At 60.5% G+C, this 17500-nt stretch carries 15 protein-coding genes and 2 rRNA genes (1 of these 17 cut by a window edge); 9 read left to right on the plus strand and 8 right to left on the minus strand.

The features are described from left to right. The 5 genes from MUM_RS0132250 to MUM_RS0132270 form a co-directional block, all read left to right on the plus strand. Positions 1-689: TIGR00366 family protein (locus MUM_RS0132250; protein ID WP_010177090.1), on the plus strand; the 689-nt coding region annotated here is incomplete at its 5' end. Between the two features lie 136 nt (positions 690-825). Further along, the gene (locus MUM_RS0132255) at positions 826-1146 is read left to right on the plus strand and encodes a hypothetical protein (RefSeq protein ID WP_010177091.1); all 321 of its coding nucleotides are present in this window, start codon (positions 826-828) and stop codon (positions 1144-1146) included. Between the two features lie 101 nt (positions 1147-1247). Continuing rightward, entirely contained in the window at positions 1248-2948 is a 1701-nt protein-coding gene (acpA, locus tag MUM_RS0132260; RefSeq protein ID WP_010177092.1) for an acid phosphatase, read from the plus strand. Positions 2949-3070: 122 nt separating this feature from the next. After that, positions 3071-4240: a hypothetical protein gene (locus MUM_RS0132265; protein WP_010177094.1), complete on the plus strand. Its 1170-nt coding sequence runs from the start codon at positions 3071-3073 to the stop codon at positions 4238-4240. Between the two features lie 171 nt (positions 4241-4411). Further along, complete coding sequence (locus tag MUM_RS0132270; protein WP_029616196.1) at positions 4412-4936, plus strand: hypothetical protein; 525 nt, start codon at positions 4412-4414, stop codon at positions 4934-4936. Here MUM_RS0132270 and can read toward each other — a convergent pair. Further along, a complete protein-coding gene (gene can / locus MUM_RS0132275) occupies positions 4933-5577 on the minus strand; it encodes a carbonate dehydratase (RefSeq protein ID WP_003214385.1) in 645 nt (214 codons plus the stop codon). The genes MUM_RS0132270 and can overlap by 4 nt on opposite strands. A 151-nt stretch (positions 5578-5728) precedes the next feature. On the opposite strand from can, the gene MUM_RS0132280 reads away from it, so the two are divergent. Further along, entirely contained in the window at positions 5729-6133 is a 405-nt protein-coding gene (locus MUM_RS0132280; RefSeq protein ID WP_010177096.1) for a hypothetical protein, read from the plus strand. Between the two features lie 9 nt (positions 6134-6142). Here MUM_RS0132280 and rimI read toward each other — a convergent pair whose 3' ends face one another. Together rimI and MUM_RS0132290 are read right to left on the minus strand one after the other, a co-directional pair. Beyond that, positions 6143-6595 carry a ribosomal protein S18-alanine N-acetyltransferase gene (gene rimI / locus MUM_RS0132285; protein ID WP_003214382.1) on the minus strand — a complete coding sequence of 151 codons (453 nt, stop codon included), beginning with the start codon at positions 6593-6595 and terminating at the stop codon, positions 6143-6145. Further along, positions 6588-7325 (minus strand): hypothetical protein, encoded by a 738-nt coding sequence (locus MUM_RS0132290; protein ID WP_050543234.1) that lies wholly within the window; start codon positions 7323-7325, stop codon positions 6588-6590. Before MUM_RS0132290 ends, rimI begins: the two co-directional genes overlap by 8 nt. 206 nt (positions 7326-7531) lie before the next feature. Here MUM_RS0132290 and mksB point away from each other — a divergent pair, with 206 nt between their 5' ends. The 3 genes from mksB to mksF are packed head-to-tail and all read left to right on the plus strand — an operon-like array spanning position 7532 to position 12343. Next, the gene (gene mksB, locus MUM_RS0132295; RefSeq protein ID WP_010177098.1) at positions 7532-8809 is read left to right on the plus strand and encodes an Mks condensin complex protein MksB; all 1278 of its coding nucleotides are present in this window, start codon (positions 7532-7534) and stop codon (positions 8807-8809) included. Next, positions 8799-9506, plus strand: a complete 708-nt coding sequence (mksE, locus tag MUM_RS0132300) for an Mks condensin complex protein MksE (RefSeq protein ID WP_010177099.1) — start codon at positions 8799-8801, stop codon at positions 9504-9506. The genes mksB and mksE overlap by 11 nt, the downstream gene beginning before the upstream one ends. After that, positions 9503-12343 carry an Mks condensin complex protein MksF gene (mksF, locus tag MUM_RS0132305; protein WP_010177100.1) on the plus strand — a complete coding sequence of 947 codons (2841 nt, stop codon included), beginning with the start codon at positions 9503-9505 and terminating at the stop codon, positions 12341-12343. Before mksE ends, mksF begins: the two co-directional genes overlap by 4 nt. A 188-nt stretch (positions 12344-12531) precedes the next feature. Here mksF and MUM_RS0132315 read toward each other — a convergent pair whose 3' ends face one another. The 5 genes from MUM_RS0132315 to MUM_RS0132335 all read right to left on the minus strand — a co-directional run. After that, complete coding sequence (locus MUM_RS0132315) at positions 12532-14835, minus strand: PqiB family protein (protein ID WP_010177102.1); 2304 nt, start codon at positions 14833-14835, stop codon at positions 12532-12534. Next, positions 14828-15451 carry a paraquat-inducible protein A gene (locus MUM_RS0132320; protein WP_010177103.1) on the minus strand — a complete coding sequence of 208 codons (624 nt, stop codon included), beginning with the start codon at positions 15449-15451 and terminating at the stop codon, positions 14828-14830. Before MUM_RS0132320 ends, MUM_RS0132315 begins: the two co-directional genes overlap by 8 nt. Then, positions 15438-16097: a paraquat-inducible protein A gene (locus tag MUM_RS0132325; protein WP_010177104.1), complete on the minus strand. Its 660-nt coding sequence runs from the start codon at positions 16095-16097 to the stop codon at positions 15438-15440. Before MUM_RS0132325 ends, MUM_RS0132320 begins: the two co-directional genes overlap by 14 nt. A 175-nt stretch (positions 16098-16272) precedes the next feature. Beyond that, a 5S ribosomal RNA gene (rrf, locus tag MUM_RS0132330) occupies positions 16273-16388 on the minus strand. A 156-nt stretch (positions 16389-16544) separates the two neighbouring features. Next, a 23S ribosomal RNA gene (locus MUM_RS0132335) occupies positions 16545-17500 on the minus strand; its annotated part runs 1114 nt beyond the window's last position; the annotation flags it as partial.

A 17500-nucleotide genomic window follows, 5' to 3' on the forward strand; every position in this document is an offset into this window, starting at 1 on the left:
CGACCCGCCCGGGCGAGTGGCTGGAACACAGCCCGCTGCTGACTATCCTGCTGGCGTTACTGGCGGCCGGGTGGCTGTTCCATGAATTCTCGACCAAGCCGGCGATCAGCGCGATCTCGGGCCTCAACACCTACAACTTCCTGTTCCTGATGGTGGGCGCATTGCTGCACTGGCGCCCGCGCAGCTTCCTCGACGCCGTGGCCCGCGCGGTGCCGACCACCACCGGGGTACTGATCCAGTTCCCGTTGTACGGCTCGATTGCGGCATTGATGACGGTGGTGAAAGGCGGCGACGGTCAGACATTGGCTCACCATATCTCGACCTTCTTCACCTCCATCGCATCCCATGACACCTACGCGCTGTTGATGGGCGTGTATTCGGCGGTGCTGGGCTTCTTTATCCCGTCGGGCGGCGGCAAGTGGATCATCGAGGCGCCGTACGTGATGCAGGTCGCCAATGACCTGGAATACCACCTGGGCTGGGCGGTGCAGATCTACAACGCTGCCGAGGCGCTGCCGAACCTGATCAACCCGTTCTATATGTTGCCGTTGCTGGGGGTACTGGGGTTGAAGGCGCGGGATTTGATCGGCTTTTCGTTTGTGCAGCTGCTGGTGCACACGCCGCTGGTGCTGTTTTTGCTGTGGGCGCTGGGCACGACGCTTAAATATTTGCCGCCAGTGATGCCATAGGGCAGCGGCCAGTAACCTTTCTGATCAAACGCGTCGGGGTTGTCCCACTCACTACGGTGGCAACCCCTGATTTCTGCCGCCAACACCTTTGATTAACCTGATTCGGATAACGCCTCACCCCCCCAAGGAAAATCCGATGACGCCCCTATCCAAATCGCTGGAAGAGTTGATCAATGCTATTTACAAGGACGGCAACGTGTCGTTCGTTGAGTACCAGGGCCTGCGCGACAATGCCGATTGCCGCATGGCCACGGTTATCAAGGAGTTTGGCCTGCACAACAACGTGACGGCGTTCCAGAAAGCCATGGACGTGGCCATGCAACTGCTGCAGTCCTGCGTCATCGATGCCAAGAAAGCCAAGCTGACCGATACGGGCGAAGCCATCGTCAAGGATGCGCTGGCGTCCCAGGTGGAGTACTTGCGCGCCGGCAGCCAATTGGCACTGCGCTTGTTATGAGTGGCCTGTAGCGTTCAAGGCACTGTCTTCGTTCCGTCACATTGCATTGCTACCGTCCTGCGAAATATCTTGCAACATTCAACCAGCAGGGACTCCCAGCAATGAGCGACGAGCACGAAGACCGCCCTTCCCAAGACATTGAAGCCAAACCGCCAGTCGACACCAGCCGGCGGCGCTTCCTGGGAGGCGCGGCCGTGCTGGGCGTGGGTGCGACCCTGAGTGCCTGCGGCAATACCAGCGAGGCACCCGGCAAGCCGGTGGAGCGCCCGCTGACGCCGCAAGAGCTGGACAAGGCCCTGCACGAACAGGTTAAAACCGTGGTGGTGATCTACGCCGAAAACCGCAGTTTCAACAATCTGTTTGCCGATTTCCCCGGTGTCGAGAAACCCCTGTCGGCCCTGACCGCCGCCGAGTATCAACAACGCGACCGCGACGGCAGCCTGCTGAGCACGCTGCCCCCGACCTGGGGCGGCGTGTTGCAAATCGGCCCGCAGACCGTGGACGGCGTGACGTACCCCAGCGAAGTGCAATACCAGGAAAACCTGCCCAACGCCCCCTACGCCCTGAAGGGCCCGAACGGTGAAGACCAGCCCCTGAGCCTGGTCACCCGGGATTTGTGGCACGTGTTCTATCAGAACCAGATGCAGATCAATGGCGGTAAAAACGATGCGTTCGTCGCCTGGGGCGACTCCGGCGGCCTGCTGATGGGCCATTACGCCCAGAGTCGTTACGCCCTGCGCTTGTGGGACGTGGCGAAGGAGTTTGTGCTCTGCGATAACTTCTTCCAGGGCGCGTTTGGCGGATCGTTCCTCAACCACCAATACCTGATCAGCGCCACCCCGCCGGTGTACCCGAACGCTGCGCAATCGGTGGCCAAGGCACAGATCGCCACGCTGCAAAGCGACGACCCGACCGACCCGCGCCTCAAGCCTCTGGACAAATCCCCGGCCAGCGCCATGACCGGCCCGCCGCAATTCGGCCCCAGCGCACTGACCCCGGACGGTTTCGGCGTGAACACCCTGGCCCCGCCTTACTGGCCGACCTGGATTCGCGACCCCGAGCGCCCGGATTACTCCAAGCCCGACTTGCCTAACGTGCTGGTGCCACAAACCCACGAGCACATCGGCGACAAACTGTCGAAAAAGAACGTCGACTGGGCCTGGTACGCCGGTGCATGGCAAGCAACCCTGGATCAGTTCAAGGACTCGGGCGGCATTCCGAAGATTCCGAACTTCCAGTACCACCACCAGCCCTTCAACTACTTCAAGCAGCAAGGCCCGGAAAACCCGGCTGAGCGCAATAAACGCCTGCGCGATGGCGGCCTGGGGGATGACGCCAGCACCAACAAGTTCTTCGCCGATGCCCAGGCCGGCAAGCTTCCTGCGGTGACCTTCTACAAACCCCAGGGCAACCTGAATATGCACGCCGGTTACGCCGACGTCGCTTCGGGCGACCGGCATATCACCCGCGCCTTGAAGGTGCTGCAGGAAAGCCCGCAGTGGAAGAACATGGTGGTGATCGTCACGGTCGATGAAAACGGCGGCTGGTGGGACCACGTTGCACCGCCAAAAGGCGATCGTTGGGGCCCGGGCACGCGGATTCCGGCACTGGTGGTCTCGCCGTTCGCGCGCAAGGGCACGGTGGACCATACCGTCTACGACACCGCGTCGATCCTGCGTCTGATCACCCGGGTGTTCCAGCTGGAAACCCTCGACGGGCTCAAGCAGCGTGACGACGCCATGACCGCGCGCGGCCAAAAGCCCATGGGGGATTTGAGCAACGCCCTGCACTTCCCGGTGTAGACGCACTTACTCAAAAGCGACAAGCGCGCAGTTTTTCTACGCGCTTTTCCCGGTCAACCGCTACTGTGTGAAGGTGGGCATTCACCCCGCGCAGACGGGCTTTCGCTGACAGGGAACCATCCATGTTCAAACTCTCCAGGTTGTCTTTCACCCTGGCCGCACTGACCTTGAGTGCGGTCGTACAGGCTGACATCACCGTACCGCTGGGTACCCCGCAACGGGTCACCCAGTTGTTCGCTTACCCGAACAATTGCAACGTCATCTGTTTTCGTCCCTGGACGCTGGAACAGACCGTCGAGCACTACCTGAACCAGAGCCTGCAGCGAGACGGTTACAGTCGGGGCAAAGTCAGCGTCAAGACCGACCATGACCAAGTGCTTGCCACCTTCAGCGGGGTACCGGACGGTTATGGCCAGCCGTTGACCACCTTGCTCGACACGGCCGACCTGGCTTACCAGGGCGCCAGCAAACTCAACAGTGATGGCAAATGGCAGTTCAACTGGTACCTGTTCCTGCCGCTGGGCATGGCCCTGGAGAACCGCAAGAGCATCGAACTGCTGCACTTTCCGCCGGATTACTCCCTGACCCATTTCCAGGATTACCTGGAGTCGGCCACCACCGACCGCTGGGCGACCTTGCTCACCGCCAACGGCATCCCGGCGACCCAGACACCGGAATACCAGACCATCATCGACATCGCCCCGATCGCTGCCCCCGCCACGGCGGGCAAGGACCTGGAAGGCGTCTACAGCTATTTCACCGACTACCAGACACGCATGGTCAAGGAACTGAGCCTGCACGCGGGCGGCGCGCTGCCGATGGTGGCCTTCGGGGCGCCGGTGCGCAGCTGGATCAAGCAGCAATACGGGCAAACCGTAGCCGTACTGGGCCTGGCGCAGATCAGCCCGGCCGCCGGTAGCCAGGTCGCGGTGCTGGGGGCCAACCACCCGAGCTACATCTGGTATGCCGCCAACCCCGACACGTATGACGGTGACGAGCAAAAGGCCGATGAGGCCGGTTTAAAGGTGATGGGCCAGGATTTGAGCGCCGCCTGCTGGCAGGCCGCGATGGGCCAGAAGCCGGCCAGTGATCCGAATGTGCAGCTCAAAGGCTGCATGAACACCTGGCAGGTGACGCGCAAGGAGCAGACGTGCGAGCTGTTCTATACGTCGATCCGTGAACTGACGCCCGAACAAGCGAACGCCAAGTGCGCCCAACCGGCGATCAAAACCCAGTTGAGGCAATTGAAAAGCGCAGTGCCAGCACCGTCGGTAGATGCACCGGCACCTTGACCCGAGCTGCAGACAGGACATTTTCCTACATGAAAGATAGCCAATTTCTACTGTCATATTTGACAGTAGAAATTGGATCCCACTTCAGCGAGTCTTGAGCCGCGCCCATCCGCTGCAAGACTGGCAGTCCAGCCACCACCGACAGGTCGATGCAGCCCCCCTTGGAGAGTCATGAAAACTCAAGCCATGGATAAGGCTAACGCCTGCGTGAATGACTGCCTTTACCCGTTTGTGATGTTGCAGGGCGAACACGGCTACCCGTCCACCCGCGACTACGAGGTGGTGCGTACACGGGACGGTTCAGGCGAAGGGGTCAAGACCCGCGTCGCCTTTGACAGCCGCCTGTGCATTGCCAAGGTGTCCGGCTATGCGCTGAGCGAGCGACGCCTGCATACGTTGCAGATGTCCTCGCGCATCCACTTGTACGACCCATGGTTCAGCGGCCTGCTGTCGCATTCATGCAACCCGAACGTGTTCCTCGACATGACGTACCTGGAACTGTGGTCGGTTCAATCCGTTGCCGCCGGCGCCCTGCTGACCATGGATTACGCCCACACCGAGGACGTGTTGTTCCGACAGTTTCGCTGCCAATGTGGCGAGCTCAACTGCCGGGGCTGGATCACCGGCATGAACGAGCCTCTGAACGCCGAAGGTCAGCAGTTCATGGAGCAGTGGCGCCAGCGCAAAAGCCCTTAGACCGCACCCAGCGGGCGCAGGCGGTATTGCGGCGGCAACTGCTCGAAACCACTGATGGTGGTGTTCAGGCTTTTCCAGCGACCGTCCTTGATCCCGTAGATGCAGCCGTGAACCGACAGGCTCTGCCCGCGATGCCAGGCGTTTTGCACAATGCTGGTATGGCCGACGTTGGCCACTTGCTGGATCACGTTCAGCTCACACAGGCGGTCGACGCGTTCTTCTTCGGTGGGCAACTGGGCCAGCACGTCGCGGTTTTCGTAGTACAGGTCACGGATGGTGCGCAGCCAGCCGTCGATCAGGCCCAACTGGTTGTCCTGCATCGAGGCGCGCACGCCGCCACAGCCGTAGTGGCCGGTGACGAGGATGTGTTTGACCTTGAGCACGTCGACGGCGTACTGGATCACCGACAGGCAATTGAGGTCGGTGTGCAGCACCACGTTGGCCACGTTGCGGTGTACAAACAGGTCACCCGGCAGCATGCCGACGATCTCGTTGGCCGGTACGCGGGCGTCGGAACAGCCGATCCACAGGTATTCCGGGGTTTGCTGGCGGGCGAGCTTGGCGAAGAATTCGGGATCTTCCTGTTTGATCGCATCTGCCCAGCGTTCGTTGTTATCAAGCAGGTCTTGTAGTTCGTTCATCAGGGAAAGCCTCAGGAATGATGCGCAGTTTTGACACTCGACCGCCTGTCCGGGTCACGCCGGGAATAAAGATAGCCGGCGGGCAATTACTTGAATCTTGGGGAGCCATGCCTGTCCACACACTATAAGCCCCACAGTATGAGGAATCGCCATGACTGATTCACGACGTCCTTTCGGCGCCACCCAACCGGAGCCGATTGATGACAACGAAGACCGCATGGGTTCGATGCGGGAACTGGATTTTGACGAGGAAGAGCCCACGGCCGAGATCGGCGACGAGATTCCGCCCCGCGAGCGCGAGCATCTGATGCCCGACGAACGGGTGCGCGAGGCCGGGATGACCGGGGCGTCCACCGATGATCATGAATCCACCGATGATGACATGAGCCCGGAAACGCTGATCCGCGAGGATGGCGCACGGGACGCCCGGGAAGAAGGTGAAGGTGAACCGGCCGACTGGGACCTGAGTATCGTCGATGAAGATGAGATTGGCGGCGGCAATGGCCTGGATGAGGCCGAGCTGGCGGAGCGGGATCCGGTGGACGGAAACCGCTAGGCCAACGCGTTAATCCACCAGGGTGCAGGCCATCACGACCGCATCTTCGCGACCACCGACGGCGGGGTAATAATCCCGCCGGCGGCCAATTTCGTTGAAACCATAACGCTCATAGAGCCGGAACGCGCCGGTGTTGCTGTCGCGCACTTCCAGGAAACATTCCCGCGCCTTGGCCTCGTAGGCCCGGGACATCAGGTGCTCCAGCAAGCTCAAACCCAGGCCACGGCCCTGGTTTTCCGGCTTGACGGTGATGTTCAGCAAATGGGCTTCATCGAGGATGATCTGCACCACCCCGTGGCCCACCTGCTGCTCACCTTCAAACATCAGCCAGATCTGGTACTTGCCCAGGCCGTCGAGAAAAATCCCGCGGGTCCAGGGGTGGCTGAACGCTGCGTATTCGATCTTCAGTACGGCGTCGAGGTCCGCCTCGGTCATCGGGCGGAAGGATAAAGCTTCACTCATCGGTACTTTTCCAGCGCGCCATCAGCCGGCGCATGGCTTGCCAGACATCAGCCTTACGCTGTGGCTCTTCCATTAATAGTTCCAGGCCCGGCAGGGCCCAGACGGAGCCGAGGCCCTCGACCTGCAGTTCGCGGTACCAGGCTTCGGCGTTGGCTTCGCCGGCAAACCGCACGGCGGGCAGGCCGATCAGCCACAGGCACACACAGGGTTCGTCTTCCAGGCGCGCCGACACAAAACCTTGCACAAAATCCCGCGCGGCTTCCGGGCCCTGGTCCATCGTGCCCCGGACCAGCAGTGGCCAGCGCACCGGTTCGCCGACAATTTGCGGGCTGTCGGGCAGGCCGGCGGCGCGCAGCATGTCTTTAAGCAACAAATACGCGGGGTCGCGGCTCTGGAAGCGCTCGCCGGTGGGCAGCTCTACCAGCAACAGGCAACGCCCGGCCCGCAGCAGTTGCAGGGCGAAGCGCGGCGGCGGTACCACCGGGGCCTTGGCCACGGCAGGCGCCTCCTCGGCGACGACCGGCTTGGCCACCGGCGACGGGCGCGGGACTTCGACTTTTGGCCGAACCGCTGGGGCGTCTGCCACGGGTTTGACCAGAGGCACCGGCGCAGCCGCCTCCTCACCCGAAGGCTCGAAGGCCTCGAACGGTTCCGGGGCCTCCAGCAGCTCGGGCCGCGAGGGTGCGGCGAACGGTAATTCAGTGCGCGGCAGCCAGTTGACCACCTGCATGGCGGTCAAGTAAGCGCGACGTCGGGACTCGATAAGCAAAGGTCGGCCACTTGTGGATAACTAAAGAACAGGGATTCTACCGCCCTTCGACGAAGATCGCCCGCAGTTGATCGTTTTGCCGAGCGCCTCACGACCGGCTGTGGATAAATCCCGGCACCGATGCAGTACAATCGCTGCTTTTAATCGCTAACCAGCCGGCCATTCCGATGATCGAACCCAAGCGCGTCTTGCGCGCCCTCGCCGAACACTGGGCCCTGCTTGAGCCACTGTGCGAACACTTCGACCAAGGCACCCTGAGCCTCAGCGAATTGCGCGCGCAACTGGCCGCCCAACAACTGGACAGCACGCCACAGGACATCACCAGCCTGCTGGACGTGTGGATTCGCCTGGATATCCTGGTGCCTGTCGCCAAGAGCCCGAACCGTTTCGAGCTCAACGCACAGATCCACGACTTCCTGGCTTATCTTCGCAAGGAGCACCGGCTAGGCCTGTGCCTGGAAATCGAAGCCTACCTGCGCCACCTTGAGCGCCTGGCGGGTTATATCCAGGACGCCTTCGACATCCGTGACGGCCATGACCTGGCGCGCCAACTGCGCCTGCTGGACATGCGCGTGCGCGACGTGCTGAAAAAACTCGCCAACGACGAGCAAGCCCTTGCGGCCGTGGCCGACCGCGCCAAGACCAGCGACCGGCAGATCCCGTTGCGCCAGCGCTACGCCGAAGTACTGGCGACGTGGGACGAATACGTCGAGCCGATGATCCAGCTGGTGAACGCCGACGGCGCCTTCGAACAAGGCGTGCGCAAGGTCGAAAACGTGCTGCTGCGCATGCTCACCGAGCAGCAGCGCCTCGGCCACCTGGTGGACGACGACATGCTGCTGCGCACCCACGCGCGCATCCTCGAAATGCAGACCAGCGCCCAGTTGACCTTGCGTCACGCCCGTGAACTGCTGCTGCCACTGCGTGAAGAAGCGCGCCGGCACAACGCCGTGACCCGTGGCGCGGCCCTGGCCCTGTCGGCGATTCGGCGCAAGGGCCTGGACGCGGTGCCGCAAGCGGCGATGCCGATGTTTACCCGGCCGCAAAGCACCTTCCTCGGCAGTGCGAGCCAGGTCGAAGCCTATGTGTACGCCCTGGCCAACTTCGAACCGAAGCCGGCGCGCTTCCCCAAGGCGCACAAATCCCACAAGGGCGAAGCCCCTCGCGCCCCGCGCACGGTCAAGGAAATGCTCGAGCGCTGCGAAGACGCACTGCCGATGCCCGACCTGATGACCTGGCTGCTGGAGCAGGAGCCGGACGGCGCAACCGACGAGTTGCTGTATTGGTTTTCACGCCTGTCGCGGGAGAAACGCTTCAAGCGTGAACGCCTGGAACGACGGGATTACCACACTCACGAGCACCAGGTCAGCCTGTGCTCATTCGCCCTGCTCCCGGCCAGCGTTGATGCGCACGGGAATTCTGCGAGCACACCTAATGCATCTTGATCTATCCGAACTGTCCCAGCTGGCGCCGATCTTTCGCGAGCTGTTCAAGGGTTACCACGTCAGCCGCCGCGATCCGGAGCTGTACGCCCAACTGTCGAACTTCCAGGACCAGTACCGCACGCTGTTCAAGGCCCTGGGCTTTGAGCTGGTATGCGACACCCGGGGTTTCTACTACTTCGTGCCGGACTCCGCCGTGGCCGCCGCGCAGGTCAACAAGACCGCCCAGCGCCTGGCGTTGTTCACCTTCATCATCGTCGAGCACCTGGCCGACCAGGGCCGCGACCCGATCGCCGTGCTCGACGGTGGCAGCCTGGGCCGTGACGAGTTGCCGTCCCTGCTGGAAAAGTACCGTGACCTGTTTATCCAGGCCGAAGTGCAGACCGTTGAGGAGCTGGAAGAAAAAATCATGCGTCGTATGACGCAGCTGGGTTTTGCCAGTGAAGAGAACGGTATCTACCGCTTCCTGCCGCCGATGCACCGCTTCCTCGATGTGTGCCTCTCGGTCCAGCAGGACCGTGATCTGGCCGCGAGCATCCACAGCGTATTGCCGCTGCCGGCCCCGGTAATCATCGACGAAGACAGCGATGAAAAACTGCTGAAGACCGATGACCCGCTCGATCTCAGTGACTTCTCTGATGAGAGCGAAGAAGACGCCCTGGCCCGTGCCATTGCCGAAGAACAGGAGACCGACGCATGAGCAAGGAACGCTACGGCATTCGCCGCTTCGCCCTTTTGAACACGGCCGGTTACAGCCTGGGGTTGTTCCCGCTGGAAGAACCGCTGTCGGTGTATGGCGCGAACAACCTCGGTAAATCGGCTTCGATCAACGCCTTGCAGTTCCCGATTCTGGCGCGCATGTCGGACATGAGTTTCGGCAAGTACACCCTGGAACAATCCCGGCGTTTCTACTTTGCCACCGACACCAGCTACATCCTGGTGGAAGTCGCGCTGCCCCACGGCCCGCACGTGATCGGCGTGGTCGGGCGCGGCCCGGGCGGTGGTTTCGGTCACCAGTTCTTTGCCTACGCCGGCAAGCTGGACCTGGCGCACTACCAGAAGAACGACACCTGCCTGCGCCAGAAAGAGCTGTTCACCAACCTTGAGCGCGAAGGCCTGAAAGCCTATGAGCTGAAGCCCGATGAACTGCGCCGTTTGCTGGTGGGTGGCCACACGTCGATCCCGCTGGACCTGACCCTGATTCCGCTGCGCTCCACCAGCGAGCAGAGCCTGAAGACCTTCCGCGCGCTGTTTATCAACTTGCTGCACATGCGGGAAATTACCGCCGCCAAGTTGAAGCAGCTGTTTCTGGATGCGTTCGAACACAGCCTGCGTTCCGGCAGTGTCGATTACATCGCGGCGTGCGAAGAAGCCTTCCGTGATGTACGACGCATGGAGCAAGACTACAACTCGCTGGTGGCCGCCGGGCCTTTGGTGGAAGCGCTTTCCAATGGTGTGAAACAGCGGGAAATTCTGCGCGGCAAACTGCATCGCCTGTCGCCGCTGCTGGATTCGCTGCTGGGCACCTGGTCGGACTACGCCAGTGCGCGCAAGGAAGAGCTGACGATCCAGGCCGAGCATTACCGCAACGAGCAAGACGCGCTGCAGAACGACCAGCGCGGCGGCACTCAGGAGCTGATGCGCCTGGAGCGGGAAATCAGCGGCATTCAGCGTTGGCTCGGTGAGTTGTCGGTGCTCAAGCATCGCTTCGCGCTGGTGGATGACGTCAAGGTGCTGGAGCAGCAACTGCTGGCGGCCAAGGATGCCCACGATGAATTGGCCGGTGCCTTGGCGCAGTCGCGTCAGTTCAGCGCCGAGGATCTGGACGAGCGTCTGCGTGACCTGGAAAAACGCCTGAAGTCGGTGAAGCAGCAACTCGATCACGCCGACAACAACAGCTACGCCAAGCTGCGGGAAGAATTCTCGCAGCAGGATGTCGAGCGTCTGATGCGCCTGTTCAACAGTTCGCTGTTCAGCTTGCCGCTGGGTGAGCATGGCATCACGCTGGACGAGGACGGCCTGTGGGTGAAATCCCTGGAGCGGATCCTCGATGGCTTCAAGGGCGAACGCTTTGAAGTACCGGGGCTGGCCATCGATATCTCGCACATCGAGCCGCCGACGTTGCAGGCGCTGGCTGACCGCGCCGCATTGCGCGACCAGAAAGAGCGCCTGGAAAAAGAACTCAAGCAACTGAAAACCCAGCAAGCCGTGGCGGCCGACCGCGCGGCGAGCAAGACCCAGACCGAAGCGTTGTACCAACAGGTACTGGACGCGCAAAAGGCGCTGGAAGATTTCCGTCGTGCACAAACCCTGAGCGCCGAGGAAGGCGAGAAGCTGGAAAACCTGGCGCAGATGGAAGCCGCCCAGGACGAGTTGAAACGCTCCAGTGATGCGTTCACCGAACGCGTCCAGCAACTGTCGGCCAAGCTGCAACTGGTGGGCCGCCAGATTGGCGACATGGAAGCCAAGCAGCGCACGCTGGATGACGCGTTGCGTCGTCGTCAGTTGCTGCCGGCGGACTTGCCGTTTGGCACGCCATTCATGGACCCGGTCGACGACTCCATGGAAAACCTGCTGCCGCTGCTCAATGACTATCAGGACAGCTGGCAGGGGTTGCTGCGCGCCGACGGGCAGATCGACGCACTGTATGCACAGGTACGCCTCAAGGGCGTGGCCAAGTTCGACAGCGAAGACGATATGGAGCGTCGCCTGCACCTGCTGATCAACGCGTACGCGCACCGTACCGATGAAGCCCTGACCCTGGGCAAGGCACGGCGTGCGGCGGTTACCGATATCGCGCGCACCTTGCGCAATATCCGCAGTGACTACGACAGCCTTGAGCACCAGCTGGCGTTGTTCAACCGCGAGATCAACAAGCGCCAGGTGTCCAACCTGCAAAGCTTCCGCATCGTGCTCGCGCCGAACAAGGAAGCCCTCAAGCATATCGACCAGATCATCCACAGTGCCGGCCAATATGAAGAAGGCGAAACCCTCTCGGTGTTCGACCTCAGCCAAAGTGCCGAGCAGGACAACAAGAACGAGGAAGCCAAGGAGTACCTGGCGCGCCTGGTAGCGGCCAACCACAACCAGTTGGGCCTCAAGGACTTGTTCGAGCTGGCGTTCGAGATCACCAAGGTCAACGGCCAGCCGATCATTCACACCGACATCGATGGCGCCGCCTCCAACGGCACCACCATGACCATCAAGGCGCTGACCAACATGTACTTGTTGCTGCACTTGATGGACCGCGACCAGGCCGGGCGCGTGCGCTTGCCGTACTACCTCGACGAGGCCGCGGACATCGACGAGAAGAACCAGGCAGCGTTGCTGGAGACCAGCTTGCAGTTGGGCTTCGTGCCGATTCTGGCCAGTGTGAAGCCGCAGGTGTCCGCCCAGGTGGCAATTGACCTGGAAGGCGGCAGCGGGCCGAACGGGATCTACATCGATGAGGCGGACTGGAAGTACATTCGCCGTCACGATGTGGTGAAAGCGACCGTGAATGTGCAGGCGGATGAGCCGGAGCTGGATGAGGTTTAACCTGCCCCGCTGAAATGCAAAAAGGCCGCGATCTTTTGGATCGCGGCCTTTTTTTGTGGCTTGGATTGTGTGGGGCTGCCGAGGGCCTCATCGCGGGCAAGCCCGGCTCCTACACTTGGAATGCATTCTTCCTGACAATGCATCTCTAATGTGGGAGCCGGGCTTGCCCGCGATGGACGCGCCTCGGTCTATTTGCCGAGTGGGATTTTAGGGGCCCAGGTCAGCCATTCGTCTTCAAACTTATCGAACAGCGGGAAGGTTTGCTGCGGCCGAGCGGCGTTGCCCATACGCTCGCCGTCTGGCGTGGCAAAGGCGATACCGCCGGCGACCAGGGTCTCCAGGGACTCGGTACGCACCGTCGCGCCCTTGAACAGGCCGAAGTCGAGACCGAAGCCGCTGGTGTTCCAGAACCGGCTGCCGCTGCGCACCAGCGGCGCGTACTTGGGCTCGATCAGGATGTGGATCAGCACGCGGTCGGCGGTCTGGCCCAGTTCGTAGCCTGTGACCTTGCCTACGGTGACTTCGCGGTAAGTGACCGGCACACCTTCCTTCAACGAGCCGCGGCGTGCGGCGCTGAGTACCAGGCTGAGGCCTTCCTCCTGATGTACAGCCTCTGGTGGCTTGTCCAACGCGACAAAGCTCTTTTGTGGGCCGGCGTTTTTCGCTGACGGCTGTACTTCGATGTACTGGCCGGTCACCAGGGTTTCAAGGTTGGAGGTTTTCATCAGGCCCAGCTCAGGCTTGACCACCCAGAACTGACTGCCGGCCCGGGCGATGCGGTCGGCCACTTGAGTGATGCGCGCGCTGAGCAGTACCGATTGCATGTCGGCGCTCAGGTCGACGCTTTCGATCTTGCCGACGTCCAGGCCCTTGAAGCGCACCGGCGTACCTGGGCGCAAGCCATCGGCGCGGTCGACCTTGATGGTCACCAGCGTACCGTGCTGGTTGGCGGCCTCACGATCCGCGAACAAGCGGAAACGCGGAATGCGCTTTTTCAGCGGCACATTCTGCTCCGGGGTTTCGAAGGCGATACCGCCTGCCATCAGGCTGGCCAACGATTCGCTTTTCACCTGGATACCGCCAGTCAGTCCACCCGTCAGGGTCACGCCGCTGGCATTCCAGAAACGCGTCGAACCGTTGACCAACCCTTCGTATTCCTTCTCGATGTGGACACCGATCACCAGTTGCTTGGACTTGCGGGAGAACTGGTAGCTCTGCACGGAGCCCACCTTGACCTGCTTGTAGAGGATTGGGCTGCCGACATCCAGGGAACCGAGGTTGTCGGTGAACAGCACCATGTGCAGGCCGGGGGAACGCAGGTCCAGTGGCGGCGCTTTGGCCCGAGCCACGAATTCCCGTTGTGGCGCACTGCCCTTGTCGCCGGGGCGGATCGCGATGTAGTTACCTTTCACCAGGGCTTCCAGCCCGGTGATGCCGGCCAGGGAAATGGACGGTTTGACCACCCAGAATTGGGTGTCCTGAACCAGGTAGTCTTCGGCCAGCGGGTCGAGGGTCAGCTCGGCATTGGCGCTGGACAGGTCCGGGTCGATCTTCAGGGTTTTCAGGCTGCCGACCTGGATGCCTTTGTACATCACTGGCGTGCGGCCAGCCTGGAGGCCTTCGAAGTCGGTGAGTTTGACCTTGACCTTGATGCCCGCGGCGGCGGCATCGAAGTCTTCGTACAGGCGGAACGGCAGGCTTGGGTCGGTCGGCGGGCTGTCCTTGCGGTTCTCTGGCGTGGCGAAGGCGATACCGCCGGCAACGATGCTGGCCAAGGACTCACTGCGGACTTTTACGCCGGAGAGGTTGGCGTCGATGCTGATGCCGCTGGCGTTCCAGAAACGCGTGTGTTTGCGCACCAGGCTGGCGTAGGTCGGTTCGATGTAGACCTTGATCTCAACGGTGGTCTGGTCTTCGGAGAGCAGGTAGCTTTTGACCTGGCCCACCTGGATCTGTTTGTAGAACACCGGGCTGCCACGATTCAGCGAGCCGAGGCGATCAGCTTTGATGGTCAGGTGCAGGCCGGGCTTGGCGTCGGATAAAGGCGGTTCTTCGGACAGGGCTTTGAACTTGCGTGTGGGTTCACCATCGCCCGGGCTGGCGGCGATGTAGTTGCCGGAAACCAGGGTTTCCAGGCCGGTGATACCGGCCAGGCTGACACTCGGTTTAACCAGCCAGAAGCGGGTGTTGGTCTTGAGGTATTGCTCGACGTCCTTGTTCATCTCGATGGTGGCAATCACCCCGCGATTGTTACCTTCGTCGTCCAGGGCCAGGGCTTTGACCTTGCCCACGGACATGCCTTTGTAGACCACTTCGGTCTTGTTGGCCTGGATACCTTCGCCGCTTTCAAAGCGAACTTGAATCTCGATACCTTGCTGGTTGTAGGCACGCCATCCCAGCCAGCCGCCGATGATCAGGGCAATCAGGGGCAGCACCCAAATGGCCGACCAGTTGGAAGCTGGGCGGGTTTTAGCCTTAGGCAAATCACTCATGGTCGTCGTCCGACTCCGTGTTATCCCAAATCAGTCGGGGATCAAAAGTTACTGCGGCAAGCATCGTCAAGATCACCACACTGGCGAACGCCACGGCGCCGAGATTGGCCTCGACACTGGCAAGTCGCCCAAAATTTACAACCGCCACCAGGATGGCGATCACGAAGATATCCAGCATGGACCAGCGGCCAATGAACTCGATAAAGCGGTACATGATAATGCGTTGTTGCGCGGAAAGTGGCTGGTGACGTTGCACTGAAAACAGCAGCAGGCCGATGCCCACCAGCTTGAAGGTTGGCACCAGGATGCTCGCAATAAACACCACCGCAGCGATGGGGAACATGCCGTGCTGCATCAATTGGATCACGCCGGACATGATGGTGCTCGGATCGCCCTGCCCCAGGGAGCTGACGGTCATGATCGGCAACAGGTTGGCCGGGATGTACAAGATGGCCGCAGTGACCAGCAACGCCCAAGTGCGTGTCAGGCTGTTCGGACGGCGAGCGTGGACCAACGCACCGCAACGGGTGCAGGTTTGCTCGTCGGCGTCCGGGTCTTGTTTGTTCAACTCGTGGCATTCAGTACAAATCAGAATGCCCGCATCAATCGCCCGCATGAGCATCCTCTCCTGACAGCGCTTCCCAGATCTGGTGAGGTGACATCACCACCTCCAGCAGCACCTGGACCATTAACAGACTTACGAAGCAGGCCAGGCCCAGCCCGACGGTGATGGAGGCCATGTCAGCCAGTTTTACGATCGCCACCAGCACCCCCATCAGGTAGACCTCGAGCATTCCCCAATCCTTCAGGTGATGGTAGATGCGGTAGAACAGCAGGCCGTAGCTGCGGCCAATGTTCCAGCGGATGCTTAGCAATACCGCCAGTTGGCACAGGAGCTTGAGCAATGGAATGCCCATGCTGCAGAGGAACACCACCACGGCGACGCCTTGCATGCCGGTGTCGAACAGGCCGACAACGCCGGTCCATACGGTGTCCTGCGAAGACTGCCCGAGTAGATTGAGCTGCATGATGGGTAAAAAGTTCGCGGGGACGTACAACAACAGCGCGGCAAGCACTAAAGCCAGGCTCCGCTCCACGACGTTGTGGCGGTGCGCGTACAACTCGTAACCGCAGCGTGGGCATTGGGCCTTTTCACCACGGGCCAGCTCTGGCTTACGCATCAGCAAGTCGCACTCATGGCATGCCACCAGTTCGTCCAGCGGTAAGTCTGACACCTCAAGGGTATCAACCGGGTCGGGCATATAGGGCTCGGACTCTAAAAAAGATTAGGTGCCTATTCTAGTGTTCTGGTTCAGAAATAACTGTGCAAATTTGTCGGGGCGCCGCTGCAGATCAAGCATGGTGCTACGCGTAACTTTTCGACCGCCCAAAACAAAACCCCTGATTGCGTTAGCAATCAGGGGTTCTGGAATTTAATCTTGACGATGACCTACTCTCACATGGGGAAACCCCACACTACCATCGGCGATGCATCGTTTCACTGCTGAGTTCGGGATGGGATCAGGTGGTTCCAATGCTCTATGGTCGTCAAGAAATTCGGGTACTGAGTCGTGGCCAGTTGGCCTCGCTTCAGCAAATTGGGTATGTGACAGCTTTCGGTGTTTGCAAGAATCGAACTTTCGGTTCATTTCGTCTTCACACACCGCAATCTGGTGCCTTTTCAGGTCAGCAAATTGCTTGGGTGTTATATGGTCAAGCCTCACGGGCAATTAGTATTGGTTAGCTCAACGCCTCACAGCGCTTACACACCCAACCTATCAACGTCGTAGTCTTCGACGGCCCTTCAGGGAACTCAAGGTTCCAGTGAGATCTCATCTTGAGGCTAGTTTCCCGCTTAGATGCTTTCAGCGGTTATCTATTCCGAACATAGCTACCCGGCAATGCCACTGGCGTGACAACCGGAACACCAGAGGTTCGTCCACTCCGGTCCTCTCGTACTAGGAGCAGCCCCTCTCAAATCTCAAACGTCCACGGCAGATAGGGACCGAACTGTCACACGACGTTCTAAACCCAGCTCGCGTACCACTTTAAATGGCGAACAGCCATACCCTTGGGACCGGCTTCAGCCCCAGGATGTGATGAGCCGACATCGAGGTGCCAAACACCGCCGTCGATATGAACTCTTGGGCGGTATCAGCCTGTTATCCCCGGAGTACCTTTTATCCGTTGAGCGATGGCCCTTCCATACAGAACCACCGGATCACTAAGACCTACTTTCGTACCTGCTCGACGTGTCTGTCTCGCAGTCAAGCGCGCTTTTGCCTTTATACTCTACGACCGATTTCCGACCGGTCTGAGCGCACCTTCGTACTCCTCCGTTACTCTTTAGGAGGAGACCGCCCCAGTCAAACTACCCACCATACACTGTCCTCGATCCGGATAACGGACCTGAGTTAGAACCTCAAAGTTGCCAGGGTGGTATTTCAAGGTTGGCTCCACGCGAACTGGCGTCCACGCTTCAAAGCCTCCCACCTATCCTACACAAGCAAATTCAAAGTCCAGTGCAAAGCTATAGTAAAGGTTCACGGGGTCTTTCCGTCTAGCCGCGGATACACTGCATCTTCACAGCGATTTCAATTTCACTGAGTCTCAGGTGGAGACAGCGCCGCCATCGTTACGCCATTCGTGCAGGTCGGAACTTACC

The organism is Pseudomonas sp. PAMC 25886 (genome assembly GCF_000242655.1).
Taxonomy (GTDB): domain Bacteria; phylum Pseudomonadota; class Gammaproteobacteria; order Pseudomonadales; family Pseudomonadaceae; genus Aquipseudomonas.

Bases quoted from the DNA above. Each gene is read 5' to 3' on its own strand.
- mksF (WP_010177100.1), top strand. From the start codon at position 9,503: ATGAGCAAGGAACGCTACGGCATTCGCCGCTTCGCCCTTTTGAACACG.
- MUM_RS0132290 (WP_050543234.1), bottom strand. From the start codon at position 7,325: ATGCAGGTGGTCAACTGGCTGCCGCGCACTGAATTACCGTTCGCCGCA.
- MUM_RS0132270 (WP_029616196.1), top strand. From the start codon at position 4,412: ATGAAAACTCAAGCCATGGATAAGGCTAACGCCTGCGTGAATGACTGC.
- MUM_RS0132320 (WP_010177103.1), bottom strand. From the start codon at position 15,451: ATGCGGGCGATTGATGCGGGCATTCTGATTTGTACTGAATGCCACGAG.
- mksE (WP_010177099.1), top strand. From the start codon at position 8,799: ATGCATCTTGATCTATCCGAACTGTCCCAGCTGGCGCCGATCTTTCGC.
- MUM_RS0132255 (WP_010177091.1), top strand. From the start codon at position 826: ATGACGCCCCTATCCAAATCGCTGGAAGAGTTGATCAATGCTATTTAC.
- can (WP_003214385.1), bottom strand. From the start codon at position 5,577: ATGAACGAACTACAAGACCTGCTTGATAACAACGAACGCTGGGCAGAT.
- acpA (WP_010177092.1), top strand. From the start codon at position 1,248: ATGAGCGACGAGCACGAAGACCGCCCTTCCCAAGACATTGAAGCCAAA.
- rimI (WP_003214382.1), bottom strand. From the start codon at position 6,595: ATGAGTGAAGCTTTATCCTTCCGCCCGATGACCGAGGCGGACCTCGAC.
- MUM_RS0132280 (WP_010177096.1), top strand. From the start codon at position 5,729: ATGACTGATTCACGACGTCCTTTCGGCGCCACCCAACCGGAGCCGATT.
- MUM_RS0132265 (WP_010177094.1), top strand. From the start codon at position 3,071: ATGTTCAAACTCTCCAGGTTGTCTTTCACCCTGGCCGCACTGACCTTG.
- mksB (WP_010177098.1), top strand. From the start codon at position 7,532: ATGATCGAACCCAAGCGCGTCTTGCGCGCCCTCGCCGAACACTGGGCC.
- MUM_RS0132315 (WP_010177102.1), bottom strand. From the start codon at position 14,835: ATGAGTGATTTGCCTAAGGCTAAAACCCGCCCAGCTTCCAACTGGTCG.
- MUM_RS0132325 (WP_010177104.1), bottom strand. From the start codon at position 16,097: ATGCCCGACCCGGTTGATACCCTTGAGGTGTCAGACTTACCGCTGGAC.